This is a genomic window from Pseudomonas sp. NPDC089741 (assembly GCF_044748825.1).
Taxonomy (GTDB): Bacteria; Pseudomonadota; Gammaproteobacteria; order Pseudomonadales; family Pseudomonadaceae; genus Aquipseudomonas; species Aquipseudomonas helmanticensis.
Genome location: NZ_JBIVGT010000004.1, coordinates 1 through 19,161, shown reverse-complemented (window position 1 = coordinate 19,161; position 19,161 = coordinate 1). Strand labels below are relative to the sequence as shown.

General features: G+C 59.6%; 19 protein-coding genes and 1 pseudogene. All 20 read left to right on the top strand.

All coding sequences use genetic code 11. From position 1 onward, the window contains the following. The first annotated feature begins 79 nt into the window (after positions 1-79). Positions 80-868 carry a flagellin domain-containing protein gene (locus ACIPZE_RS05625; protein ID WP_400772122.1) on the top strand — a complete coding sequence of 263 codons (789 nt, stop codon included), beginning with the start codon at positions 80-82 and terminating at the stop codon, positions 866-868. 74 nt (positions 869-942) lie between these two features. After that, on the top strand, positions 943-1,299 hold the full coding sequence (locus ACIPZE_RS05620; RefSeq protein WP_283437248.1) for a flagellar protein FlaG: 357 nt from the start codon (positions 943-945) through the stop codon (positions 1,297-1,299). Positions 1,300-1,381: 82 nt separating this feature from the next. Beyond that, positions 1,382-2,833, top strand: coding sequence for a flagellar filament capping protein FliD (gene fliD, locus ACIPZE_RS05615; RefSeq protein WP_283437247.1), 1,452 nt, complete (start codon positions 1,382-1,384; stop codon positions 2,831-2,833). A gap of 130 nt (positions 2,834-2,963) precedes the next feature. Then, complete coding sequence (gene fliS, locus ACIPZE_RS05610; protein WP_129390894.1) at positions 2,964-3,359, top strand: flagellar export chaperone FliS; 396 nt, start codon at positions 2,964-2,966, stop codon at positions 3,357-3,359. Positions 3,360-3,369: 10 nt separating this feature from the next. After that, on the top strand, positions 3,370-3,666 hold the full coding sequence (locus ACIPZE_RS05605; RefSeq protein WP_007920054.1) for a hypothetical protein: 297 nt from the start codon (positions 3,370-3,372) through the stop codon (positions 3,664-3,666). Positions 3,667-3,838: 172 nt separating this feature from the next. Beyond that, a complete protein-coding gene (locus tag ACIPZE_RS05600) occupies positions 3,839-5,314 on the top strand; it encodes a sigma-54 dependent transcriptional regulator (protein WP_064390855.1) in 1,476 nt (491 codons plus the stop codon). Between the two features lie 128 nt (positions 5,315-5,442). Then, entirely contained in the window at positions 5,443-6,636 is a 1,194-nt protein-coding gene (locus ACIPZE_RS05595; protein ID WP_283438648.1) for a PAS domain-containing sensor histidine kinase, read from the top strand. 5 nt (positions 6,637-6,641) lie between these two features. Further along, entirely contained in the window at positions 6,642-8,033 is a 1,392-nt protein-coding gene (locus tag ACIPZE_RS05590) for a sigma-54 dependent transcriptional regulator (RefSeq protein WP_283437246.1), read from the top strand. Between the two features lie 252 nt (positions 8,034-8,285). Then, positions 8,286-8,615: a flagellar hook-basal body complex protein FliE gene (gene fliE / locus ACIPZE_RS05585; protein WP_064119537.1), complete on the top strand. Its 330-nt coding sequence runs from the start codon at positions 8,286-8,288 to the stop codon at positions 8,613-8,615. Between the two features lie 15 nt (positions 8,616-8,630). Next, entirely contained in the window at positions 8,631-10,418 is a 1,788-nt protein-coding gene (gene fliF, locus ACIPZE_RS05580; RefSeq protein WP_400771886.1) for a flagellar basal-body MS-ring/collar protein FliF, read from the top strand. Next, positions 10,411-11,430, top strand: a complete 1,020-nt coding sequence (gene fliG / locus ACIPZE_RS05575; RefSeq protein ID WP_007920042.1) for a flagellar motor switch protein FliG — start codon at positions 10,411-10,413, stop codon at positions 11,428-11,430. The genes fliF and fliG overlap by 8 nt, the downstream gene beginning before the upstream one ends. Before the next feature lie 4 nt (positions 11,431-11,434). After that, positions 11,435-12,241: a flagellar assembly protein FliH gene (fliH, locus tag ACIPZE_RS05570; protein WP_400771884.1), complete on the top strand. Its 807-nt coding sequence runs from the start codon at positions 11,435-11,437 to the stop codon at positions 12,239-12,241. Further along, complete coding sequence (fliI, locus tag ACIPZE_RS05565) at positions 12,231-13,589, top strand: flagellar protein export ATPase FliI (protein ID WP_129390909.1); 1,359 nt, start codon at positions 12,231-12,233, stop codon at positions 13,587-13,589. The genes fliH and fliI overlap by 11 nt, the downstream gene beginning before the upstream one ends. 6 nt (positions 13,590-13,595) lie before the next feature. Continuing rightward, the gene (fliJ, locus tag ACIPZE_RS05560) at positions 13,596-14,048 is read left to right on the top strand and encodes a flagellar export protein FliJ (RefSeq protein ID WP_400771883.1); all 453 of its coding nucleotides are present in this window, start codon (positions 13,596-13,598) and stop codon (positions 14,046-14,048) included. A gap of 152 nt (positions 14,049-14,200) precedes the next feature. Continuing rightward, positions 14,201-14,506: an STAS domain-containing protein gene (locus tag ACIPZE_RS05555; protein WP_129390919.1), complete on the top strand. Its 306-nt coding sequence runs from the start codon at positions 14,201-14,203 to the stop codon at positions 14,504-14,506. Between the two features lie 5 nt (positions 14,507-14,511). Continuing rightward, positions 14,512-16,215, top strand: a complete 1,704-nt coding sequence (locus ACIPZE_RS05550; protein ID WP_283438647.1) for a fused response regulator/phosphatase — start codon at positions 14,512-14,514, stop codon at positions 16,213-16,215. Positions 16,216-16,246: 31 nt separating this feature from the next. Further along, positions 16,247-16,594, top strand: a complete 348-nt coding sequence (locus ACIPZE_RS05545; RefSeq protein ID WP_400771881.1) for an Hpt domain-containing protein — start codon at positions 16,247-16,249, stop codon at positions 16,592-16,594. A 105-nt stretch (positions 16,595-16,699) separates the two neighbouring features. Beyond that, a complete protein-coding gene (locus tag ACIPZE_RS05540) occupies positions 16,700-18,070 on the top strand; it encodes a flagellar hook-length control protein FliK (protein WP_400771879.1) in 1,371 nt (456 codons plus the stop codon). Positions 18,071-18,398: 328 nt separating this feature from the next. Continuing rightward, the gene (gene fliL, locus ACIPZE_RS05535; RefSeq protein WP_283437240.1) at positions 18,399-18,902 is read left to right on the top strand and encodes a flagellar basal body-associated protein FliL; all 504 of its coding nucleotides are present in this window, start codon (positions 18,399-18,401) and stop codon (positions 18,900-18,902) included. Between the two features lie 9 nt (positions 18,903-18,911). Beyond that, positions 18,912-19,100: pseudogene (locus tag ACIPZE_RS05530) on the top strand (flagellar motor switch protein FliM); the annotation flags it as partial. Between the last annotated feature and the right edge of the window lie 61 nt (positions 19,101-19,161).

The following is a 19,161-nucleotide window of genomic DNA, read 5'->3' as shown; positions in this document are numbered from 1 at the left end:
ATTTTTTATTACTTTATCAGTTAACACTTTTTATACGTTGTTGATCGTTTTGAATTAGCTTTACGTTTGTTCCGACGCTCTGTCGACTTCGATGCAGCGCCTGTCTTCCGGCCTGAAAATCAACAGCGCTAAAGACGACGCCGCTGGCCTGCAGATCTCCAACCGTATGGCTTCGCAGATCCGTGGTGGCAACCAGGCTATCCAGAACGCCAACGACGGTATCTCCGTTGCTCAGGCAGCTGAAGGTGGCCTGCAAGCTACTACCGACATCCTGCAGCGTATGCGTGAACTGGCTGTTAAAGCACGTAACGGTACCAACGGCACTGCTGACCAGACCGCTACCAACTCCGAATTCGCTCAGATGTCCGACGAGATCACTCGTATCTCGGCTTCGACCAACCTGAACGGCAAAAACCTGCTGGACGGTACCGCTGGTACTGTAACTCTGCAAGTTGGCGCAAACACCGGTTCGGCTAACCACATCGACCTGGTACTGAGCTCCAAGTTCGACGCCGTCAGCCTGTCGGTTGGTAGCGGTACTGTAGTTCTGACTGGTGCTTCGGGTACTGGTGCGGGTTCTGCTTCGCAGAACATCGACAACGCTATCACTGCAATCGATGCCGCTATCGCTGCAATCGGTGCACAGCGCGCCAGCCTGGGTGCTTCGCAAAACCGTCTGACCAGCACCATCTCCAACCTGCAAAACATCGTTGAGAACACCACTGCTGCACAGGGTCGTGTACAAGACACCGACTTCGCCGCAGAAACTGCTAACCTGACCAAGCAGCAAACTCTGCAGCAGGCTTCGACCTCCGTACTGGCTCAAGCCAACCAACTGCCTTCCGCTGTACTGAAGCTGCTTCAGTAATTTCGGAATGAGTTTAGGCGGGGGAGTGCGCTTGTCGCGCTCTCTCGCTTTTTTAGTTTATGGAGGTGATCGGTATGGACATGAGCGTAAAGCTTAACGTCTCTTATCCGGCTCCCAAGCCAGTAACGCCAGTTGCTGACAAGCCGTCAGAGGCGCCTAAAGTTGCCAAGGCTGATGCTCCGGTCGCTGCTAAGAGCCAGGATACGGACGATGCCAAGTTGAAATTGGCAGTGCAGGAGATCGAAAAGTTCGTACAGTCGATCAAGCGCAATCTGGAATTCTCCATTGATGAGCATTCCGGAAAGGTTATCGTCAAAGTGATAGCAAGCGAGACGGGTGAAGTCGTTCGACAGATTCCCTCCGCAGAAGCCCTCAAGCTGGCAGACAGCCTCGCCAATGCGAGCCACGTGTTGTTCGACGCCAAAGTCTGATAGCTGGCATGAATAGTGTTTGTACGTTCTCAGGACGCGGGTAACGGTCAAAAGAATGGCAACAATCTGAAGGGAGATGCACATGGCAAGTCCAATTTTGCCGGGTTCGGGACTGGGTTCCGGTCTGGACATCGGTTCGATCGTGACTGCGCTGGTCAATGCCGACAAGTCGGCCAAGCAGACGCAGATCGATACTCAGACAAAAACCAACTCATTGAAGATTTCCGGTGTTGGCTCGCTGAAAAGCGCGCTCGCGGCATTCCAGAAATCGATGACCGATCTTGGGCAGGCGACGAGCCCTGCATTTGCCGGTTATACCGCGACGTCTGACACTCCGACGGTCCTCGGCGCTACCTCCAACAGCACGGCTGTACCTGGCAGCTATAGCGTTGTCGTGAAGAATCTGGCAACCGGCTCGAAAGTGGCCAGTGCCGCATTCGCTGGCGGCGCAACCAGTGCCATTCCGAGTGGTACTCTGAAAATCAGTCAGAATGGCATTGATTACAATGTCGCGATTCCGGCCAATGCCACCTTGCAGAGCACTCGGGATGCGATCAACACCGCGCAGGCCAGCAACGGTATTTCTGCCAACATCGTGACCGACGCCACTGGCGCCTCGCGTCTGGTGCTGAGTTCGAGCAAGACCGGTGCCGGCATGGACATGCAGGTCAGCGGTATTGCCGGTCTGGAAATCGACGGTACCCAACAAATGGGTGGGACTCCTGCCCCGGGTGCCTCGGGCGCTGTGGGTGATTTGGCTCAGGATGCCAAGATCACCATTGACGGACTGCTCGTCACCAGCAAAAGCAATACGGTGTCGGGTGCAATCAGCGGGATGACGCTGAACCTCACTTCGGTGAGCCCTAAAGACGCCTCTGGAGCCCAGACCGCCGCGACTGTCACCGTCGCCACCAACACGACGGGTATCCAGACGTCGCTTCAGTCTTTTATGGATTCCTACAACACCCTGAAGAGAACCATCGACACCCTGTCCAATGCGACAGCGGATGAGGATGGCAATCTGACCGTTTCTGCTGCGTTTACCGGTGACTCGCTACCACGCTCGCTGATGTCGGATATTCGTTCGCAACTGACCATGAGCAGCTCCGGTAGCGGTAGCCTGGCCGTACTGGCGCAGATGGGCGTCCTGACTGACAAGGAAACCGGTGAGCTGACGCTGGACACCAAGGTGTTCAATGATCGTATGAGCACACCCGGGATGGCGGGTCAGGTTCAGCAGTTGTTCTCCGGCACCACGTCCACTAACGGTTTGCTGGCGCGGATGAAGAGCGCTGTCGATCCCTATGTCAAGCCGGGCACGGGGCTGCTGGATCAGCGCAGCAGCAATCTGACCAGTTCGGCTGCGAGCCTGAAAAGTCAGCAGACCGCACTCGACATACACGTGGCGAGCCTGACGGCGACATTGACCGCCAAATACAATGCCATGGACCTGTTGGTCGGGCAGATGAAAGCGACGGCGAGTAACATCACCTCGTTCTTCGCTTCGCTGGACGCGCAGAAGTCCGCCAGCTAGTCATGATCTGACGACAAAAACCCGGCTACGCTTTATCGGCGTGCGCCGGGTTTTTGTCTTTTCATCTAAAGTTTTGTGGCTCGCTGGCGATACACTGGTTATACGAGTCATTGTGGCAATGAGGTAGAACATGAACCCAATGTTAGCCCTTCGGCAATATCAGAAAGTCGGCGCACACGCTCAGACATCCGAAGCGAGCCCGCACCGTCTGGTGCAAATGTTGATGGAAGGCGGCCTGGAGCGTATCGCTCAGGCCAAAGGCGCCATCGAGCGCAAGGATATTCCCGGCAAAGGGACGGCGATCAACAAGGCCGTTGGCATTATCGGTGGCTTGTGTGAAGGCCTCGATCTGGAGAACAGCGCCGAGTCGGTGGCTGATCTCAACCAGCTCTACATCTACATGATGAAGCGCCTGGCGCAGGCCAACATCGACAGTGATCCGAAGATTCTCGATGAGGTCGCCGGGCTGCTGCGCACCGTGAAGGAAGGCTGGGACGGTATTGCTCCGCCAGGCCCCCAGTTTTAAGGAGAGCACCATGAGTCTTGTATTGCAGCGAATTGCCGATACCCGCGAAGCCTTGGTAACAGCCTTGGCCGAGCGCAATTGGGAAGCTATTGGCGAGCTGGATCTGGCTTGCCGTTCCTGCATGGAAGACGTCATGGCTGAAGCTGCGCTGGATGAGGACGCGTTGCGCAACAATCTTGAGGAGTTGCTCCATGTCTACAAGGAGCTTCTTGAGGTGGCCATGGGTGAGCGGCAGGCGATAGCCAACGAGATGTCGCAGATCACCCAAGCGCAAAAGGCGGCAAAGGTTTACCATCTGTTTGGTTAATTAACCCCCAGTTAATCCAGACATGTGCGCCATAAATTTGACTGTGCACGGTTTTTTGACTTAACTAGTGGCTGTTTTCAGATTTCAGGCGTCTACAGGCACATGGTGTCCTGCAAGCGTCTCGCTTGCCCCATTTTTCGGGCATTGAGTTGACTAGGGAAGTTGCTATTGCATGTGGCGTGAAACCAAAATTCTGCTGATCGATGACGATAGCGTCCGCCGCCGCGACCTGGCGGTGATTCTAAATTTTCTTGGCGAAGAAAATTTACCCTGCGGCAGCCATGACTGGCAGCAGGCAGTCGGCTCTTTGTCGTCTAGTCGTGAAGTCATTTGCGTACTGATCGGGACCGTTAATGCTCCTGGCGCGCTTTTGGGCTTGTTAAAGACACTCTCAACCTGGGATGAGTTCCTTCCGGTTTTGCTGATGGGCGATAATTCTTCCGTCGATCTGCCTGACGACCAACGCCGCCGGGTGCTTTCGACCCTCGAAATGCCGCCCAGCTACAGCAAATTGCTCGACTCCCTGCACCGTGCCCAGGTCTATCGCGAGATGTATGACCAGGCCCGCGAGCGCGGCCGTCATCGTGAGCCCAATCTGTTCCGCAGCCTCGTCGGCACCAGCCGGGCGATCCAGCACGTGCGCCAGATGATGCAGCAAGTCGCCGACACCGATGCCAGCGTGCTGATCCTCGGCGAGTCCGGCACTGGCAAGGAAGTGGTTGCACGTAACCTGCATTACCATTCCAAGCGCCGCGACGCGCCGTTCGTGCCAGTCAACTGCGGGGCGATCCCGGCAGAGCTGCTCGAAAGCGAATTGTTCGGCCACGAGAAGGGCGCTTTCACCGGCGCGATCACCAGCCGTGCCGGGCGATTCGAATTGGCCAACGGCGGTACGCTGTTCCTCGACGAAATCGGCGACATGCCGCTGCCGATGCAGGTCAAGCTGCTGCGCGTCTTGCAGGAGCGCACCTTCGAGCGCGTAGGCAGCAACAAGACCCAGAGCGTCGATGTGCGCATCATCGCCGCGACCCACAAGAATCTCGAAAGCATGATCGAGATCGGCACCTTCCGCGAAGACCTCTACTATCGCTTGAACGTGTTCCCGATCGAGATGGCGCCGCTGCGTGAGCGCGTCGAAGACATTCCGTTGCTGATGAACGAGCTGATCTCGCGCATGGAGCACGAGAAGCGTGGTTCGATCCGTTTCAACTCGGCGGCGATCATGTCGCTGTGCCGTCACGGCTGGCCGGGCAACGTCCGCGAGCTGGCCAATCTGGTCGAGCGCATGGCGATCATGCACCCGTACGGGGTGATCGGCGTGGTCGAGTTGCCGAAGAAATTCCGCTACGTCGACGACGAAGACGAGCAAATGGTCGACAGCCTGCGCAGCGATCTGGAAGAGCGTGTGGCCATCAACGGGCATACGCCGGACTTCACCGCCAATGCCATGCTGCCGCCGGAAGGCCTCGACCTTAAAGACTACCTCGGTGGTCTGGAGCAGGGCCTGATTCAACAGGCACTGGACGACGCCAATGGCATCGTGGCACGTGCCGCCGAGCGCTTGCGTATTCGTCGAACCACCCTGGTCGAGAAGATGCGCAAATACGGCATGAGTCGACGTGATGGTGATGAACAGGCGGATGATTGACGCCTGTTTTTCAACCTCTTCATTTATAAGCGGTTTTTTTTAGGCACGGGTATTGCTACAGCCCTCGCAACGTTCCGTTTCACTGACGGTCAGCCAAGCGAGAAAGCACAATGCCCCAAGTCGCCCAGATGTCTTCTGCCTCCAGTCCCGAGGGGCAGCCGTCCTCCGTAGAACAGGCAAGCCGACAGGGTCTTGAGCAGGCTTTCGAGCTGTTCAATCAAATGTCCAGCCAGTTGACTGATTCCTACAGCATGCTTGAAGCGCGGGTGACCGAACTCAAAGGCGAGTTGGCGGTGGTCAGCGCCCAGCGCATGCAGGAGCTGGCGGAAAAAGAGCGCCTGGCCAACCGTCTGCAAAATCTCCTCGATCTGTTGCCCGGTGGCGTCATCGTCATCGACGGTCATGGCATGGTGCGCGAAGCCAATCCGGCTGCCATCGAGCTGCTCGGCTTGCCGCTCGAAGGTCAATTGTGGCGTCAGGTGATTGCGCGCTGCTTTGCCCCGCGCGAAGACGACGGTCATGAAATTTCCCTGAAAAACGGTCGACGCCTGTCGATTGCCACGCGCTCGCTGGATGCCGAGCCGGGGCAGTTGGTGCTGCTCAACGACCTGACAGAAACCCGTCATCTGCAAGATCAACTGGCGCGCCACGAGCGTCTGTCGTCATTGGGGCGGATGGTCGCCTCGCTGGCTCATCAGATCCGCACGCCGTTGTCCGCCGCGCTGTTGTACGCCAGTCATTTGACTGAGCAGGAGCTGCCGGTCGCCACCCAGCAGCGTTTCGCCGGGCGCCTGAAAGAGCGTCTGCACGAGCTGGAGCATCAGGTGCGCGACATGCTGGTGTTCGCTCGCGGAGAATTGCCGCTGACCGATCGTTTGACGCCGAATGCGCTGATGCAGGCGCTGCAAGCCGCCGCGCTGACCCATGTGCAGGATCTGCCAATCCGCTGGCAGTGCGACAGTCATGCCGGCGAGCTGCTGTGCAACCGCGACACCTTGGTCGGGGCTCTGTTGAATCTGCTCGAAAACGCGATTCAGGCCAGCGCCGCTGATGTGCGCCTGAAAGTGCATTGCTACACCCGCGACAACATCTTGCGTATCAGTGTCAGTGACAACGGTAGCGGGATCGAGCCGGCTGTACTGACGCGTCTCGGCGAGCCATTTTTCACCACCAAAGTCACCGGTACTGGTCTCGGCCTGACCGTGGTCAAGGCTGTGGCCCGGGCACATCAGGGAGAATTGCAGCTGCGTTCGAGGGTCGGGCGCGGCACGTGCGCGCAGGTCAGCCTGCCGCTGTTTTCCGTTGTACAGGGAGCTGAGTGAACGCCATGGGCATCAAGGTTTTGCTGGTCGAGGATGACCGTTCGTTGCGTGAGGCGCTGGCCGATACGCTGTTGCTGGCCGGCCATGATTATCAGGCGGTTGGCAGCGCAGAAGAAGCGTTGACGGCGGTCGCGGGCGAAGCGTTCAGCCTGGTGGTCAGTGACGTCAACATGCCCGGCATGGATGGCCATCAATTGCTCGCCCTGCTGCGTGCCCGTCAGCCGCAGTTGCCGGTGTTGCTGATGACCGCTCACGGTGCCGTCGAGCGCGCGGTCGACGCGATGCGCCATGGCGCGGCGGATTATCTGGTGAAGCCGTTCGAACCCAAGGCGCTGCTGGATCTGGTCGCGCGACATGCGCTGGGCAGCATCAGTGCCAGCGAAGCCGAAGGGCCGATCGCGGTTGAGCCGGCCAGCGCACAGTTGCTCGATCTCGCGGCACGCGTGGCGCGCAGCGATTCCACGGTATTGATCTCGGGTGAGTCCGGCACCGGTAAGGAAGTGCTGGCGCGCTACATCCATCAGCAATCCCATCGCGCCAATCAACCGTTCATCGCGATCAACTGCGCGGCGATTCCCGACAACATGCTCGAAGCGACGTTGTTCGGTCACGAGAAAGGTTCGTTCACCGGCGCCATCGCCGCCCAGGCCGGCAAGTTCGAACAGGCCGACGGTGGCACCATTCTGCTCGATGAAATTTCCGAAATGCCCCTTGGCCTGCAAGCCAAGCTGCTGCGCGTGTTGCAGGAGCGCGAAGTCGAGCGCGTCGGTGCGCGCAAGCCGATCACCCTCGACATCCGTGTGGTCGCCACTACCAACCGCGATCTGGCTGGCGAAGTGGCGGCGGGGCGCTTCCGTGAAGATCTTTTTTACCGTTTGTCGGTTTTCCCCTTGGCCTGGCGTCCACTTCGCGAGCGCACTGCCGATATCCTGCCGCTGGCCGAGCGGTTGCTGAACAAACACGTCAATAAAATGAAGCATGCGGCGGCGAAACTTTCGCCTCAAGCGCAGGCGTGTCTGATCGCCTACCCGTGGCCAGGCAATGTCCGTGAGCTGGATAACGCGATTCAGCGCGCGTTGATCCTGCAGCAGGGCGGACTGATCCAGCCGCAGGATTTCTGTCTGGCCGGTCCGGTGACGTTCGCTCCTTTGCCGGTGGCGACAGCTGTACCGCCAGCGATCCGTGAAGTCGAAATCGACGCCGATTCTGCCGGTGCGCTGGGCGATGACCTGCGGCGCCGGGAGTTTCAGATGATCATCGACACCCTGCGCACCGAGCGCGGCCGCCGCAAAGAAGCGGCGGAAAAACTCGGCATCAGCCCACGCACCCTGCGCTACAAACTGGCGCAAATGCGCGATGCCGGGATGGATGTCGAAGGCTATCTGTTCGCCACTTGAACTCACGCAAAACCCATTGTGGGAGGGGGCTTGCTCCCGAAGAGGGAGTGTCAGTCGATATTTATGCAGCTGACACGCCGCCTTCGGGAGCAAGCCCTCTCCCACAGTGATTTTGCGGTGGCTTCGCTGTTCGCGCGGTGCCCCGATTGGCTTTTGTGGAAAAAGTCCGCCGAGCTGGCACCCTTGTTGCTAACACCTGTGTACCCGCCGAGTGAGTGTCAAAAAATTGCGGGCCGCCCAAGAGAGTAGACCATGAGCCAAGGTATTGAATTTAATCGGTTGATGACAGACATGAAGGCCATGAAGCTGGATGCCATGTCTGCGCCGAAATCGACGACCGCTGTCCCTGAACTGGCGGGCAGCAGCTTTTCCGACATGCTCGGTCAGGCGATCAACAAAGTCAGCGATACCCAGACAGCGTCGACTCAATTGGCCAACGCCTTTGAAGTCGGCAAAAGCGGCGTCGATCTGACGGACGTGATGATCGCTTCGCAAAAAGCCAGCGTGTCGTTCCAGGCTCTGACCCAGGTGCGCAACAAACTGGTTCAGGCTTATCAAGACATCATGCAGATGCCGGTTTAAGGACGAGATTGAGTCATGGCAGAAGCAGTCGCCGATAACGTTCCGGCCAAGGCCACCCCGATAGACGGCAAACCGCCGCTCTTCGGCCTGTCCTTCCTGGAAAACCTCTCCGAGATGACCGTGCTGCGTCAGGTGGGCCTGTTGGTCGGCCTGGCTGCGAGCGTGGCGATTGGCTTTGCCGTGGTGCTGTGGTCGCAGCAGCCGGATTACCGTCCGTTGTACGGCAGCCTTGCCGGCATGGACGCCAAACAGGTCATGGACACCCTGGCCGCCGCCGACATCCCTTACACCGTAGAACCGAATTCCGGCGCCTTGCTGGTCAAAGCCGATGACCTGTCCCGTGCGCGGATGAAACTCGCTGCCGCTGGTGTCACTCCCAGCGACGGCAACATCGGTTTCGAAATCCTCGACAAGGACCAGGGGCTGGGCACCAGTCAGTTCATGGAAGCGACCCGCTATCGTCGCGGCCTCGAAGGCGAACTGGCGCGGACCATTTCCAGCCTGAACAACGTCAAGGGTGCGCGCGTGCACCTGGCCATTCCGAAGAGCTCGGTGTTCGTTCGTGATGAGCGCAAGCCAAGTGCGTCGGTGCTGGTCGAACTGTACAGCGGTCGTTCGCTGGAGCCGGGTCAGGTGATTGCGATCATCAATCTGGTGGCGACTTCCGTTCCCGAGCTGAGCAAATCGCAGATCACCGTCGTCGACCAGAAGGGCACACTGCTCTCTGATCAGGCGGAAAACTCCGAAATGACCATGGCTGGCAAGCAGTTCGATTACAGCCGTCGCATGGAAAGCATGCTCACCCAGCGCGTGCACAACATCCTGCAACCGGTATTGGGCAACGATCGCTACAAGGCAGAGGTCTCGGCCGATATCGATTTCAATGCCGTCGAATCGACTGCCGAGCAGTTCAACCCGGATCAACCGGCGTTGCGCAGCGAGCAGTCGGTCAACGAACAACGCACCGCCAGCAATGGCCCGCAAGGTGTGCCGGGTGCCCTGAGCAATCAGCCACCAGCGCCGGCCTCGGCGCCGCAAACCACCGGCGGCGCAGCTGCGCCGGCCAGCATGGTGCAGCCAGGTCAGCCATTGGTTGATGCCAACGGTCAGCAGATCATGGACCCGGCCACCGGCCAGCCAATGCTCGCGCCGTACCCGGCAGACAAGCGTCAACAATCGACCAAGAACTTCGAGCTCGACCGTTCCATCAGCCACACCAAACAGCAGCAGGGTCGCCTGAATCGTCTGTCGGTGTCGGTGGTTGTCGACGACCAGGTCAAGGTCAATGCCGCCAACGGGGAAACCACCCGTGCGCCATGGAGCGCCGACGAATTGGCGCGCTTCACCCGTCTGGTGCAGGACGCCGTCGGTTTCGACGCCAGCCGTGGCGACAGCGTCAGCGTGATCAACATGCCGTTCTCCGCCGAGCGCGGTGAAGTGATTGCCGATATTCCGTTCTACTCCCAGCCATGGTTCTGGGACATCGTCAAACAAGTGCTGGGTGTGCTGTTCATCCTGGTACTGGTGTTTGGTGTGCTGCGCCCGGTGCTCAACAACATTACCGGTGGCGGCAAAGGCAAGGAGCTGGCCGGTCTTGGCAGCGACGTGGAACTCGGCGGGATGGGCGGCCTGGACGGCGAACTTTCCAACGACCGCGTGAGCCTCGGTGGTCCGCAGAGCATTCTGTTGCCAAGCCCAAGCGAGGGTTATGACGCGCAACTGAATGCAATCAAGAGTCTGGTGGCCGAGGATCCGGGTCGCGTGGCTCAGGTCGTGAAAGAGTGGATTAACGCAGATGAGTGATAACCGAGCCGCAACCGTCAAACTGAACAAGGTCGACAAAGCCGCGATTCTGCTGCTGTCCCTGGGTTCGACCGATGCCGCGCAAGTGCTGCGCCACATGGGCCCGAAAGAGGTTCAGCGCGTTGGCGTAGCCATGGCGCAGATGGGTAACGTCCATCGCGAACAGGTCGAGCAGGTCATGAGCGAGTTCGTCGACATCGTCGGCGACCAGACCAGCCTTGGCGTCGGTTCCGACGACTACGTGCGCAAAATGCTCACCCAGGCACTGGGTGAAGACAAGGCCAACGGCCTGATCGACCGCATCCTGCTCGGTGGCAACACCAGTGGCCTCGACAGCCTGAAATGGATGGAGCCGCGCGCGGTTGCCGACGTGATCCGCTACGAACACCCGCAGATCCAGGCGATTGTGGTGGCGTATCTCGATCCGGATCAGGCCGGTGAAGTGCTCGGCAACTTCGATCACAAGGTGCGTCTGGACATCATCCTGCGCGTCTCGTCGTTGAACACCGTGCAGCCAGCGGCACTGAAAGAGCTCAACCAGATTCTCGAGAAGCAGTTCTCCGGCAATTCGAATGCCTCGCGCACCACCCTGGGTGGTATCAAGCGTGCGGCAGACATCATGAACTTCCTCGACAGCTCGATCGAAGGCCAGCTCATGGACTCGATCCGCGAAGTCGACGAAGACCTGTCCGGTCAGATCGAAGACCTCATGTTCGTGTTCAACAACCTCGCCGATGTCGACGACCGTGGTATTCAGGCGTTGCTGCGCGAAGTCTCCTCCGACGTGCTGGTGCTGGCCCTCAAGGGTTCGGACGAAGGCGTCAAAGAGAAGATCTTCAAGAACATGTCCAAACGTGCGGCCGAACTGTTGCGCGACGACCTCGAGGCCAAAGGCCCGGTGCGCGTCAGCGACGTCGAAACCGCGCAGAAAGAAATCCTCACCATTGCCCGTCGTATGGCCGAAGCCGGCGAGATCGTACTCGGCGGCAAGGGTGGCGAGGAAATGATCTAAGCCCATGGACAAGCACGACGACGATGTGACGGATCTGATCCGTGCCCGCGATGTTCGCGGATTCGAATCCTGGGCCATGCCCAGCTTCGATCCGCCGAAGCCGGAACCCGAGCCTGAACCCGAGCCCGAACCGCCGGAAATGGAAGAAGTGCCGCTGGAAGAAGTCCAGCCACTGACCCTCGAAGAGCTCGAAAGCATCCGTCAGGAGGCTTACAACGAAGGCTTTGCTATCGGCGAAAAGGAAGGCTTCCACAGCGCCACGCTGAAAGTCCGGCAGGAAGCTGAAGTGGCGCTGGCGGCAAAAATTGCCAGCCTCGAGCAACTGATGGCGAACCTGTTCGAACCCATCGCCGAGCAAGACACGCAAATCGAAAAGTCGCTGGTCGACCTCGTGCAACACATCGCCAAACAGGTGATCAAGCGCGAACTGGCCATCGATTCGAGCCAGATCGAACACGTCATGCGCGACGCCCTCAAGCTGTTGCCGCTGGGCGTCGACAACGTGCGTCTGTACGTCAACCCGCAAGACTTCGAGCAAGCCAAGGCTTTGCGCGAACGTCATGAGGAAAGCTGGCGCATCGTCGAAGATGAATCGCTGCTGCCGGGTGGCTGTCGGGTTGAAACCGAGCACAGTCGCATCGACGCGAGCATTGAAACGCGCGTGGTTCAGGTCATGGCGAAGCTCTTCGATCAGTTGCACGAACAGGCCTTGCATCCGGCTGAAGCGGATCTGAGCCTGGACATTCCCGAAGCCGTAAAACCGGCGGCCACGCCTGAAGAGCCGCTCGCGGACACTCCCGATGCGCCTTGAACGCACCAGTTTCGCCAAGCGCCTGAGCAGTTATGCCGAGGCCGTTGAAATTGCCGGCGCGCCGATTCTTGAAGGTCGTCTGCTGCGCATGGTCGGCCTCACCCTCGAAGCCGAAGGCCTGCGCGCCGCGATGGGCACGCGTTGCCTGGTGATCAATGACGACAGCTATCACCCGTCCCAGGTGGAAGCAGAAGTCATGGGTTTCTCTGGCAGCAAAGTCTTTCTGATGCCGGTCGGCAGCGTTGCCGGCATCGCCCCCGGTGCCCGTGTGGTGCCGCTTGCCGATACCGGTCGTTTGCCGATGGGCATGAGCATGCTCGGCCGTGTGCTCGACGGCGCCGGTCGTGCGCTGGACGGCAAGGGCGGCATGAAAGCCGAAGACTGGGTGCCGATGGACGGCCCGACAATCAACCCGCTCAACCGTGACCCGATCAGCGTGCCGCTGGACGTCGGCATCCGTTGCATCAACGGTTTGTTGACGGTCGGTCGCGGCCAGCGTCTCGGTCTGTTTGCCGGTACCGGTGTCGGTAAATCTGTGCTGTTGGGCATGATGACCCGCTTCACCGAAGCCGACATCATCGTCGTCGGCCTGATCGGTGAGCGTGGTCGGGAAGTTAAAGAGTTCATCGAGCACAGCCTCGGTGAAGAAGGTCTCAAGCGCTCCGTCGTGGTCGCTTCGCCGGCGGACGATGCGCCGCTGATGCGTCTGCGCGCGGCGATGTACTGCACGCGCATTGCCGAATATTTCCGCGACAAGGGCAAAAACGTCCTGTTGCTGATGGATTCGCTGACCCGTTTCGCCCAGGCCCAGCGGGAAATCGCTCTGGCCATCGGCGAGCCGCCGGCGACCAAGGGTTATCCGCCGTCGGTGTTCGCCAAGTTGCCGAAACTGGTCGAGCGCGCCGGTAATGCGGAGAAGGGTGGTGGTTCGATCACCGCGTTCTACACCGTGCTGTCGGAAGGCGATGACCAGCAGGATCCGATTGCCGACTCGGCGCGGGGCGTACTCGATGGCCACATCGTGCTGTCGCGGCGTCTGGCCGAGGAAGGGCACTATCCGGCCATCGACATCGAAGCGTCGATCAGCCGGGTGATGCCTGCGGTGGTTTCGCCGGAACACATGCAGCGCGCGCAGTATTTCAAGCAGCTGTGGTCGCGCTATCAGCAGAGTCGTGACCTGATCAGCGTTGGCGCCTACGTGGCCGGCGGTGACCGTGAAACCGACATGGCGATTTCCCTGCAACCGCAGTTGGTCAGGTACCAGCGGCAGGGGCTGAACGACAAAATCAACATGGGCGAAAGCCAGGCTTATCTGGAAACCCTGTTCGCGCCTGCGGCGGGCGGCTAACCGCGCATGGCCGCCGTCAGTCGAGCCGCGCGTCTGGCGCCGGTGGTGGACATGGCTGAAAAAGCCGAGAAAACCGCCGTGCAGCGTTTGGGTTACTTTCAAGGCCAGGTGAAGGTCGCTGAAAGCAAACTCGCCGACCTCAATGCCTTTCGTCTGGATTATTCCGAGCAGTGGATCGTGCGCGGCGCCACTGGCGTGAGCGGGCAGTGGTTGCTGGGGTTTCAGGGCTTTCTCGCCCAGCTCGACACTGCCGTCGATCAGCAACGGCAGAGCCTGAACTGGCACCAGAAGAATCTGGACAATGCGCGTGAGGCCTGGCAACAGGCATTTGCCAAAGTCGAAGGCCTGCGCAAACTGGTGCAGCGCTACCGCGAAGAGGCGCAACGCCTCGAAGACAAGCGCGAGCAGAAGTTGCTGGACGAGTTGTCGCAGCGGTTGCCGCGTTCTCAGCCTTTTTAGAGCCAGATCAAGAGATCGCAGCGTGCCGCAGCTCCTACAGGGGATCAGCCTGCCGAAGGCTGCGATCTCTTGATCTGGCTTCCTGACCTTGCCCCAACCCTGTCCAAGTGCTAAACCTTGTACACGTTCGTCAATGACAAGGAAGCCAGTCAATGTCAGTCGTTGCAGAAGTCTCCCCGGATGGAAAAAAGCTCAAGATCTCGGTCAAGGGTCGATTCGACTTCGGCAAGCATCAGGAATTTCGCAATTCCTATGAGCGAATCGAGCCGGAGCCCAATTCCTATGAGCTGGATCTGAAAGAGACCACTTATCTGGACAGCTCCGCCCTCGGGATGCTGTTGCTCTTGCGTGATCATGCCGGTGGCGACGATTCCGATATCCGTGTCGTGAACCCCAACTCCGACGTGCGCAAGATCCTCGCCATCTCCAACTTCGACAAGCTCTTCGACATCACTTGACGGCCATGCAGGCGCAAGAGCCGCTGACCATCCTGATCGCCGAAGACAGCGCCGCCGACCGTCTGCTGCTGTCGACTATCGTCCGTCGTCAGGGTCATGCAGTGCTGACGGCCGCCAACGGTGCTGAGGCGGTGGAGGTGTTTCGCCGTGAGCAACCGAACCTGGTGCTGATGGACGCGATGATGCCGGTGATGGATGGCTTCGAGGCGGCGCGGCAGATCAAGGCCTTGGCCGGGGAAACCCTGGTGCCGATCATCTTCCTGACCTCGCTGACTGAAAGCGAAGCGCTGGCGCGTTGCCTGGAAGCGGGCGGTGACGACTTTCTGGCGAAACCCTACAACCAGGTGATTCTCGCCGCCAAAATCAAGGCGATGGATCGCTTGCGCCGCTTGCAGGCCACAGTTCTGCAGCAGCGTGACCTGATCGCCCGGCATCACGATTATCTGCTCAACGAGCAACGCGTCGCCAAAGCGGTGTTCGACAAGGTCGCGCATTCCGGCTGCCTCAGCGCGCCGAACATTCGTTATCTGCAATCGCCCTATGCGCTGTTCAACGGGGATCTGTTGCTCGCGGCCTATACCCCGGCGGGTGACATGCACGTGCTGCTCGGAGATTTCACCGGGCATGGCCTGCCGGCAGCGGTCGGGGCGATGCCGCTGGCCGAGGTGTTCTACGGCATGACCGCCAAGGGTTATGGCCTGGCGGAAACCCTGCGCGAGATGAATGCCAAGCTTAAACGTATCCTGCCGGTCGACATGTTTTGCTGTGCGACGCTGCTGTGCCTGAGTTTTCAGCGGCGTTCGGTCGAAGTGTGGAACGGCGGCATGCCCGATGGCTATCTGCATCGAATCGCCAGCGGCGAGCGTGTGCCATTGGCCGCCCGGCATCTGCCGTTGGGTGTGCTCAGCCCGCAGGCGTTCGACGATTGCACCGAGGTGCATCCGATGGCAGTCGGGGATCGGGTGTTCCTGTTGTCCGACGGGGTGATCGACACCAGTGATGCCAGCGAGCAGTTGTTCGGCGTTGAACGTTTACAGCAGGTGTTTGCCGCCAATCGCGAGCCTGATCGCCTCTTCGAAGATATCGAACAGGCGCTGCGCGATTTTCGCGGTGAGGCGCGGGACGATGTCAGCATGGTCGAGGTCAGTCTGCTGGCGCCGGCGCAGGTTCGTCCTTCGGCGCCGGTTTATTCCGACAGCGGCCAGTCGTGTCCGCTGGACTGGTCGGTAAGCTTCGAATTCCGGGGTGCCACGCTCAGGCGATTCAATCCGATGCCTTATCTGCTGCAATTGTTGCAGGAAGTACATGGGTTGCGAGCGCAGAGTGGCGCCTTGTACAGCGTGCTCGCCGAGTTGTATTCGAATGCACTGGAACACGGCGTGCTCGGTCTGGATTCCAGTCTCAAGCGCGATGCCGCAGGTTTTGCTCGCTACTATGAGCAGCGCAATACGCGGCTGGAGGCTTTGCAGGACGGTTACGTGCGCGTGCATTTGCAGGTGCTGCCGCAAGGCGCGGGCGGTTGTCTGGTGGTTCGCGTCGAGGACAGCGGCAAGGGCTTCGATGTGGCGCGGGTGATGGAACGGCCGCTGGAAGGTGTCCGTCTGTCGGGGCGCGGGGTCAGTCTGGTCCGGCAATTGGGGCGCAATGCCAGTTGGTCGGACGAAGGTCGTAGTGCCCGCGTGGAGTTTTTCTGGGAGGTTCAGGCATAATCTGCGCAATTCTTGATCAAGGAGTGAGCAAGTGACAGATACACATATTGATCGCGAGGCGCTGAGCGTACTGCGCGAAGTCATGGAGGATGGTTATCCAGAGCTGCTGGATACCTTTCTCACGGATTCCGAATATCGCTTGGTTGCGCTGCAAAAAGCGGCGGATGCCAAGGCCCTGTCGGAAGTTGCCCACAGTTTCAAGGGCAGCGCCAGCAATATGGGCGCGATTCGACTGGCCGAGCTGTGCCAGGAACTCGAATCGGACGCCAGGCACAAAAGCCCCGCAGAAATCGTCAAACTGGTCGCTGACATCAGTGGCGAGTTCGAGCATGTTCGTCCGGTTTACGAAAACGAAAAACACCACGCGCACACGCACTGAATCCGGCCGTCCGGCGCTTTTCTCAAGCGTCGGACAAAACTGGCCCGGCACTTGCAGTTATCTCCGCAACTGTACCTACGATCCCAGTGCAGCGGAGACCGTTTCATGCCTGCGACCCCCAACATCCTTCTTCAGAACGCCGCTCAGGCCAAGGCTCAAGCCGCCTCTGCCAAAACGTCGGCAGTGGCCGCAGACACCGGGGACAAGGCTTCAAGCTTCGCTCAGGTGTTCGCCGACCAAGGCCCGAAAAAGACTGCCGTCAGTGCTGACAGCCCGGTGAAATCACCGCGTGACAAGGTCGCCGATGACAGCGCCAGGAAGGATGTCGGCAAGGATCAGACTGCCGCCCCGGCGCCGGCCGTTGCCGATAGCGGCAATGCCTTGCCTGCCGACAAAACCAGCGCTGATGCTGACAAGAGCGCCGGCAGCGACGACAGTGCCGATACCGCGCAACCTCCGGTTGTCGATACCGCGCCGGTCGATCCGGTGCTGGATCCGGCGTTGATGCAGGTCGTGCAGCCGCTGGTCACAGCGCCGGTGGTGGCCGCGCCAGTGGCCGAAGCAGCCACCCCGGCGAAAACCGAAACCCCGACCGTGGCGGTATTGCCGGGCGTGGTCAAAGACCCGGCGGCCAACGCCGACAGCGAATTCGATCCTTCAACCGATCCGCTCGATGCACTGCCGGTGGTGCGACTGGCCATGGAGCAGGGCGGGCATATTTCCGCCGCCAGCCAGGCGCAGCCGAAAGCTTCGCCGGCACAGACTCAGGCCGACGGCGAATTGACCTCGGCGCAGAACTTCGCCGCTGGTATGGCCAGCATGCTGGATGTGCAGGCCGACAAGGACAGCACCAGCCAGGGCGGTGACAAGGCCTTCAGTGGCCTGATCGATGACGGCCTCAAAGACCTCAAGACTGCCACCAGCGACACCCGCGTCGATGATTTCGCCAACCGTCTGGCGGCGCTGACTCAGGCGGCGACGCCGAAGACGGCCAACGCGGTGCCGGTGAATCAGCCAATCGCCATGCATCAGAGCGGCTGGACCGAAGAAGTGGTCAACCGCGTCATGTATCTGTCGAGCGCCAATCTGAAGGCGGCGGACATTCAATTGCAGCCGGCCGAACTCGGGCGTCTGGATATCCGCGTGAACATGGTTCCGGATCAGCAGACGCAGGTGACGTTCATGAGCGCGCACCCAAGTGTGCGTGAAGCCCTCGACGGCCAGATGCATCGCCTGCGCGATATGTTCAACCAGCAGGGCATGGGCCAGGTTGACGTCAATGTCTCCGACCAGAGCCGTGGCTGGCAGGGTCAGCAGGGTCAGGAACAGGCGCAGCAGGGTCAGGGCGGTCGCACCAGCGCTGCCGGTGGTCGCCTCGATTCGGCCGATGAAGAATTGGCGCCGGCCGCCATTGCTGAAGCCGCTGCACAAACGACCAGCGTGATCGGTAGCAGCGCGGTCGACTATTACGCCTGATCAAAATCAAAAGCCCCTCACCCTAGCCCTCTCCCGAAGGGAGAGGGGACTGATTGGGGGATATTGGAGATTTACACCGACTTGAAACAGCGTCTGTGAATCCATGATCGTCAAGACTTGATGGATGAGTCCCTAATCGACCCGGTCTTTCAGGTCGGTGTTTGACGTCTTACACCTCGGTCGGCCCCCTCTCCCTCCGGGAGAGGGCTGGGGTGAGGGTTGCTTTTGACTTTAGCGTTGTCTCCACGACTACCGACACTTCTGGCATAACACTTGCTCTTGCCTTGCCGTGCGACTGTGAAAACCCGAATAGTGACGGATTATTGGCATGGCGAAGAGCGAAACAGCAGCAGTGAAAGACCCCGCAACCAAAGGCAAACTCAAGCTGATCATTGTGATCGTGCTGGCGTTGCTGCTGGCCATTGGCGCGTCCGTGGGGGCGACCTGGTTCTTCATGCACAGCGCTCAGAGCAAGCCTGCCGAGGCCGCCGAGGCTGCGCCGGCCGGCAAGCAACCGGCGATTTTCGAGCCGATGGCGCCGGCCTTTGTCGCCAACTACAACCAGAACGGCCGTCAGCGCTACATGCAGGTGAGCATCACCATGCTGGCGCGTAATCAGGCTGATCTCGAAGCGCTCAAAGTGCACATGCCGGTGATCCGCAACAACCTGGTAATGCTTTTCTCCGGTCAGGATTTCGCCACATTGGCGACGCCGATCGGCCAGGAGATGTTGCGCCAGAAGGCTACAGCCAGCGTCCAGGAAGTGGCGCAGAAAGAGCTGGGCAAAGTGGTGATCGAACAGTTGCTTTTCACTAATTTCGTACTGCAGTAGGAACACGACATGGCCGTGCAGGATCTGCTGTCCCAGGATGAAATCGACGCGCTGGTGCATGGCGTCGACGATGGTCTGGTACAGACCGATAACGCTGCCGAACCCGGCAGTGTCAAAAGCTACGACCTGACCAGTCAGGATCGCATCGTCCGTGGACGCATGCCGACCCTGGAAATGATCAACGAGCGTTTTGCCCGCTAGAGCAGGATCAGAATTTTGAACTTGATTCTCCTCTTGTTTTATGTTTTGGTGTTTGTTT

What these genes read in the sequence shown, in the direction of transcription:
- ACIPZE_RS05620 (WP_283437248.1), top strand. Translation starts at nt 943, where the DNA reads ATGGACATGAGCGTAAAGCTTAACGTCTCTTATCCGGCTCCCAAGCCA.
- fliD (WP_283437247.1), top strand. Translation starts at nt 1,382, where the DNA reads ATGGCAAGTCCAATTTTGCCGGGTTCGGGACTGGGTTCCGGTCTGGAC.
- fliS (WP_129390894.1), top strand. Translation starts at nt 2,964, where the DNA reads ATGAACCCAATGTTAGCCCTTCGGCAATATCAGAAAGTCGGCGCACAC.
- ACIPZE_RS05605 (WP_007920054.1), top strand. Translation starts at nt 3,370, where the DNA reads ATGAGTCTTGTATTGCAGCGAATTGCCGATACCCGCGAAGCCTTGGTA.
- ACIPZE_RS05600 (WP_064390855.1), top strand. Translation starts at nt 3,839, where the DNA reads ATGTGGCGTGAAACCAAAATTCTGCTGATCGATGACGATAGCGTCCGC.
- ACIPZE_RS05595 (WP_283438648.1), top strand. Translation starts at nt 5,443, where the DNA reads ATGTCTTCTGCCTCCAGTCCCGAGGGGCAGCCGTCCTCCGTAGAACAG.
- ACIPZE_RS05590 (WP_283437246.1), top strand. Translation starts at nt 6,642, where the DNA reads ATGGGCATCAAGGTTTTGCTGGTCGAGGATGACCGTTCGTTGCGTGAG.
- fliE (WP_064119537.1), top strand. Translation starts at nt 8,286, where the DNA reads ATGAGCCAAGGTATTGAATTTAATCGGTTGATGACAGACATGAAGGCC.
- fliF (WP_400771886.1), top strand. Translation starts at nt 8,631, where the DNA reads ATGGCAGAAGCAGTCGCCGATAACGTTCCGGCCAAGGCCACCCCGATA.
- fliG (WP_007920042.1), top strand. Translation starts at nt 10,411, where the DNA reads ATGAGTGATAACCGAGCCGCAACCGTCAAACTGAACAAGGTCGACAAA.
- fliH (WP_400771884.1), top strand. Translation starts at nt 11,435, where the DNA reads ATGGACAAGCACGACGACGATGTGACGGATCTGATCCGTGCCCGCGAT.
- fliI (WP_129390909.1), top strand. Translation starts at nt 12,231, where the DNA reads ATGCGCCTTGAACGCACCAGTTTCGCCAAGCGCCTGAGCAGTTATGCC.
- fliJ (WP_400771883.1), top strand. Translation starts at nt 13,596, where the DNA reads ATGGCCGCCGTCAGTCGAGCCGCGCGTCTGGCGCCGGTGGTGGACATG.
- ACIPZE_RS05555 (WP_129390919.1), top strand. Translation starts at nt 14,201, where the DNA reads ATGTCAGTCGTTGCAGAAGTCTCCCCGGATGGAAAAAAGCTCAAGATC.
- ACIPZE_RS05550 (WP_283438647.1), top strand. Translation starts at nt 14,512, where the DNA reads ATGCAGGCGCAAGAGCCGCTGACCATCCTGATCGCCGAAGACAGCGCC.
- ACIPZE_RS05540 (WP_400771879.1), top strand. Translation starts at nt 16,700, where the DNA reads ATGCCTGCGACCCCCAACATCCTTCTTCAGAACGCCGCTCAGGCCAAG.
- fliL (WP_283437240.1), top strand. Translation starts at nt 18,399, where the DNA reads ATGGCGAAGAGCGAAACAGCAGCAGTGAAAGACCCCGCAACCAAAGGC.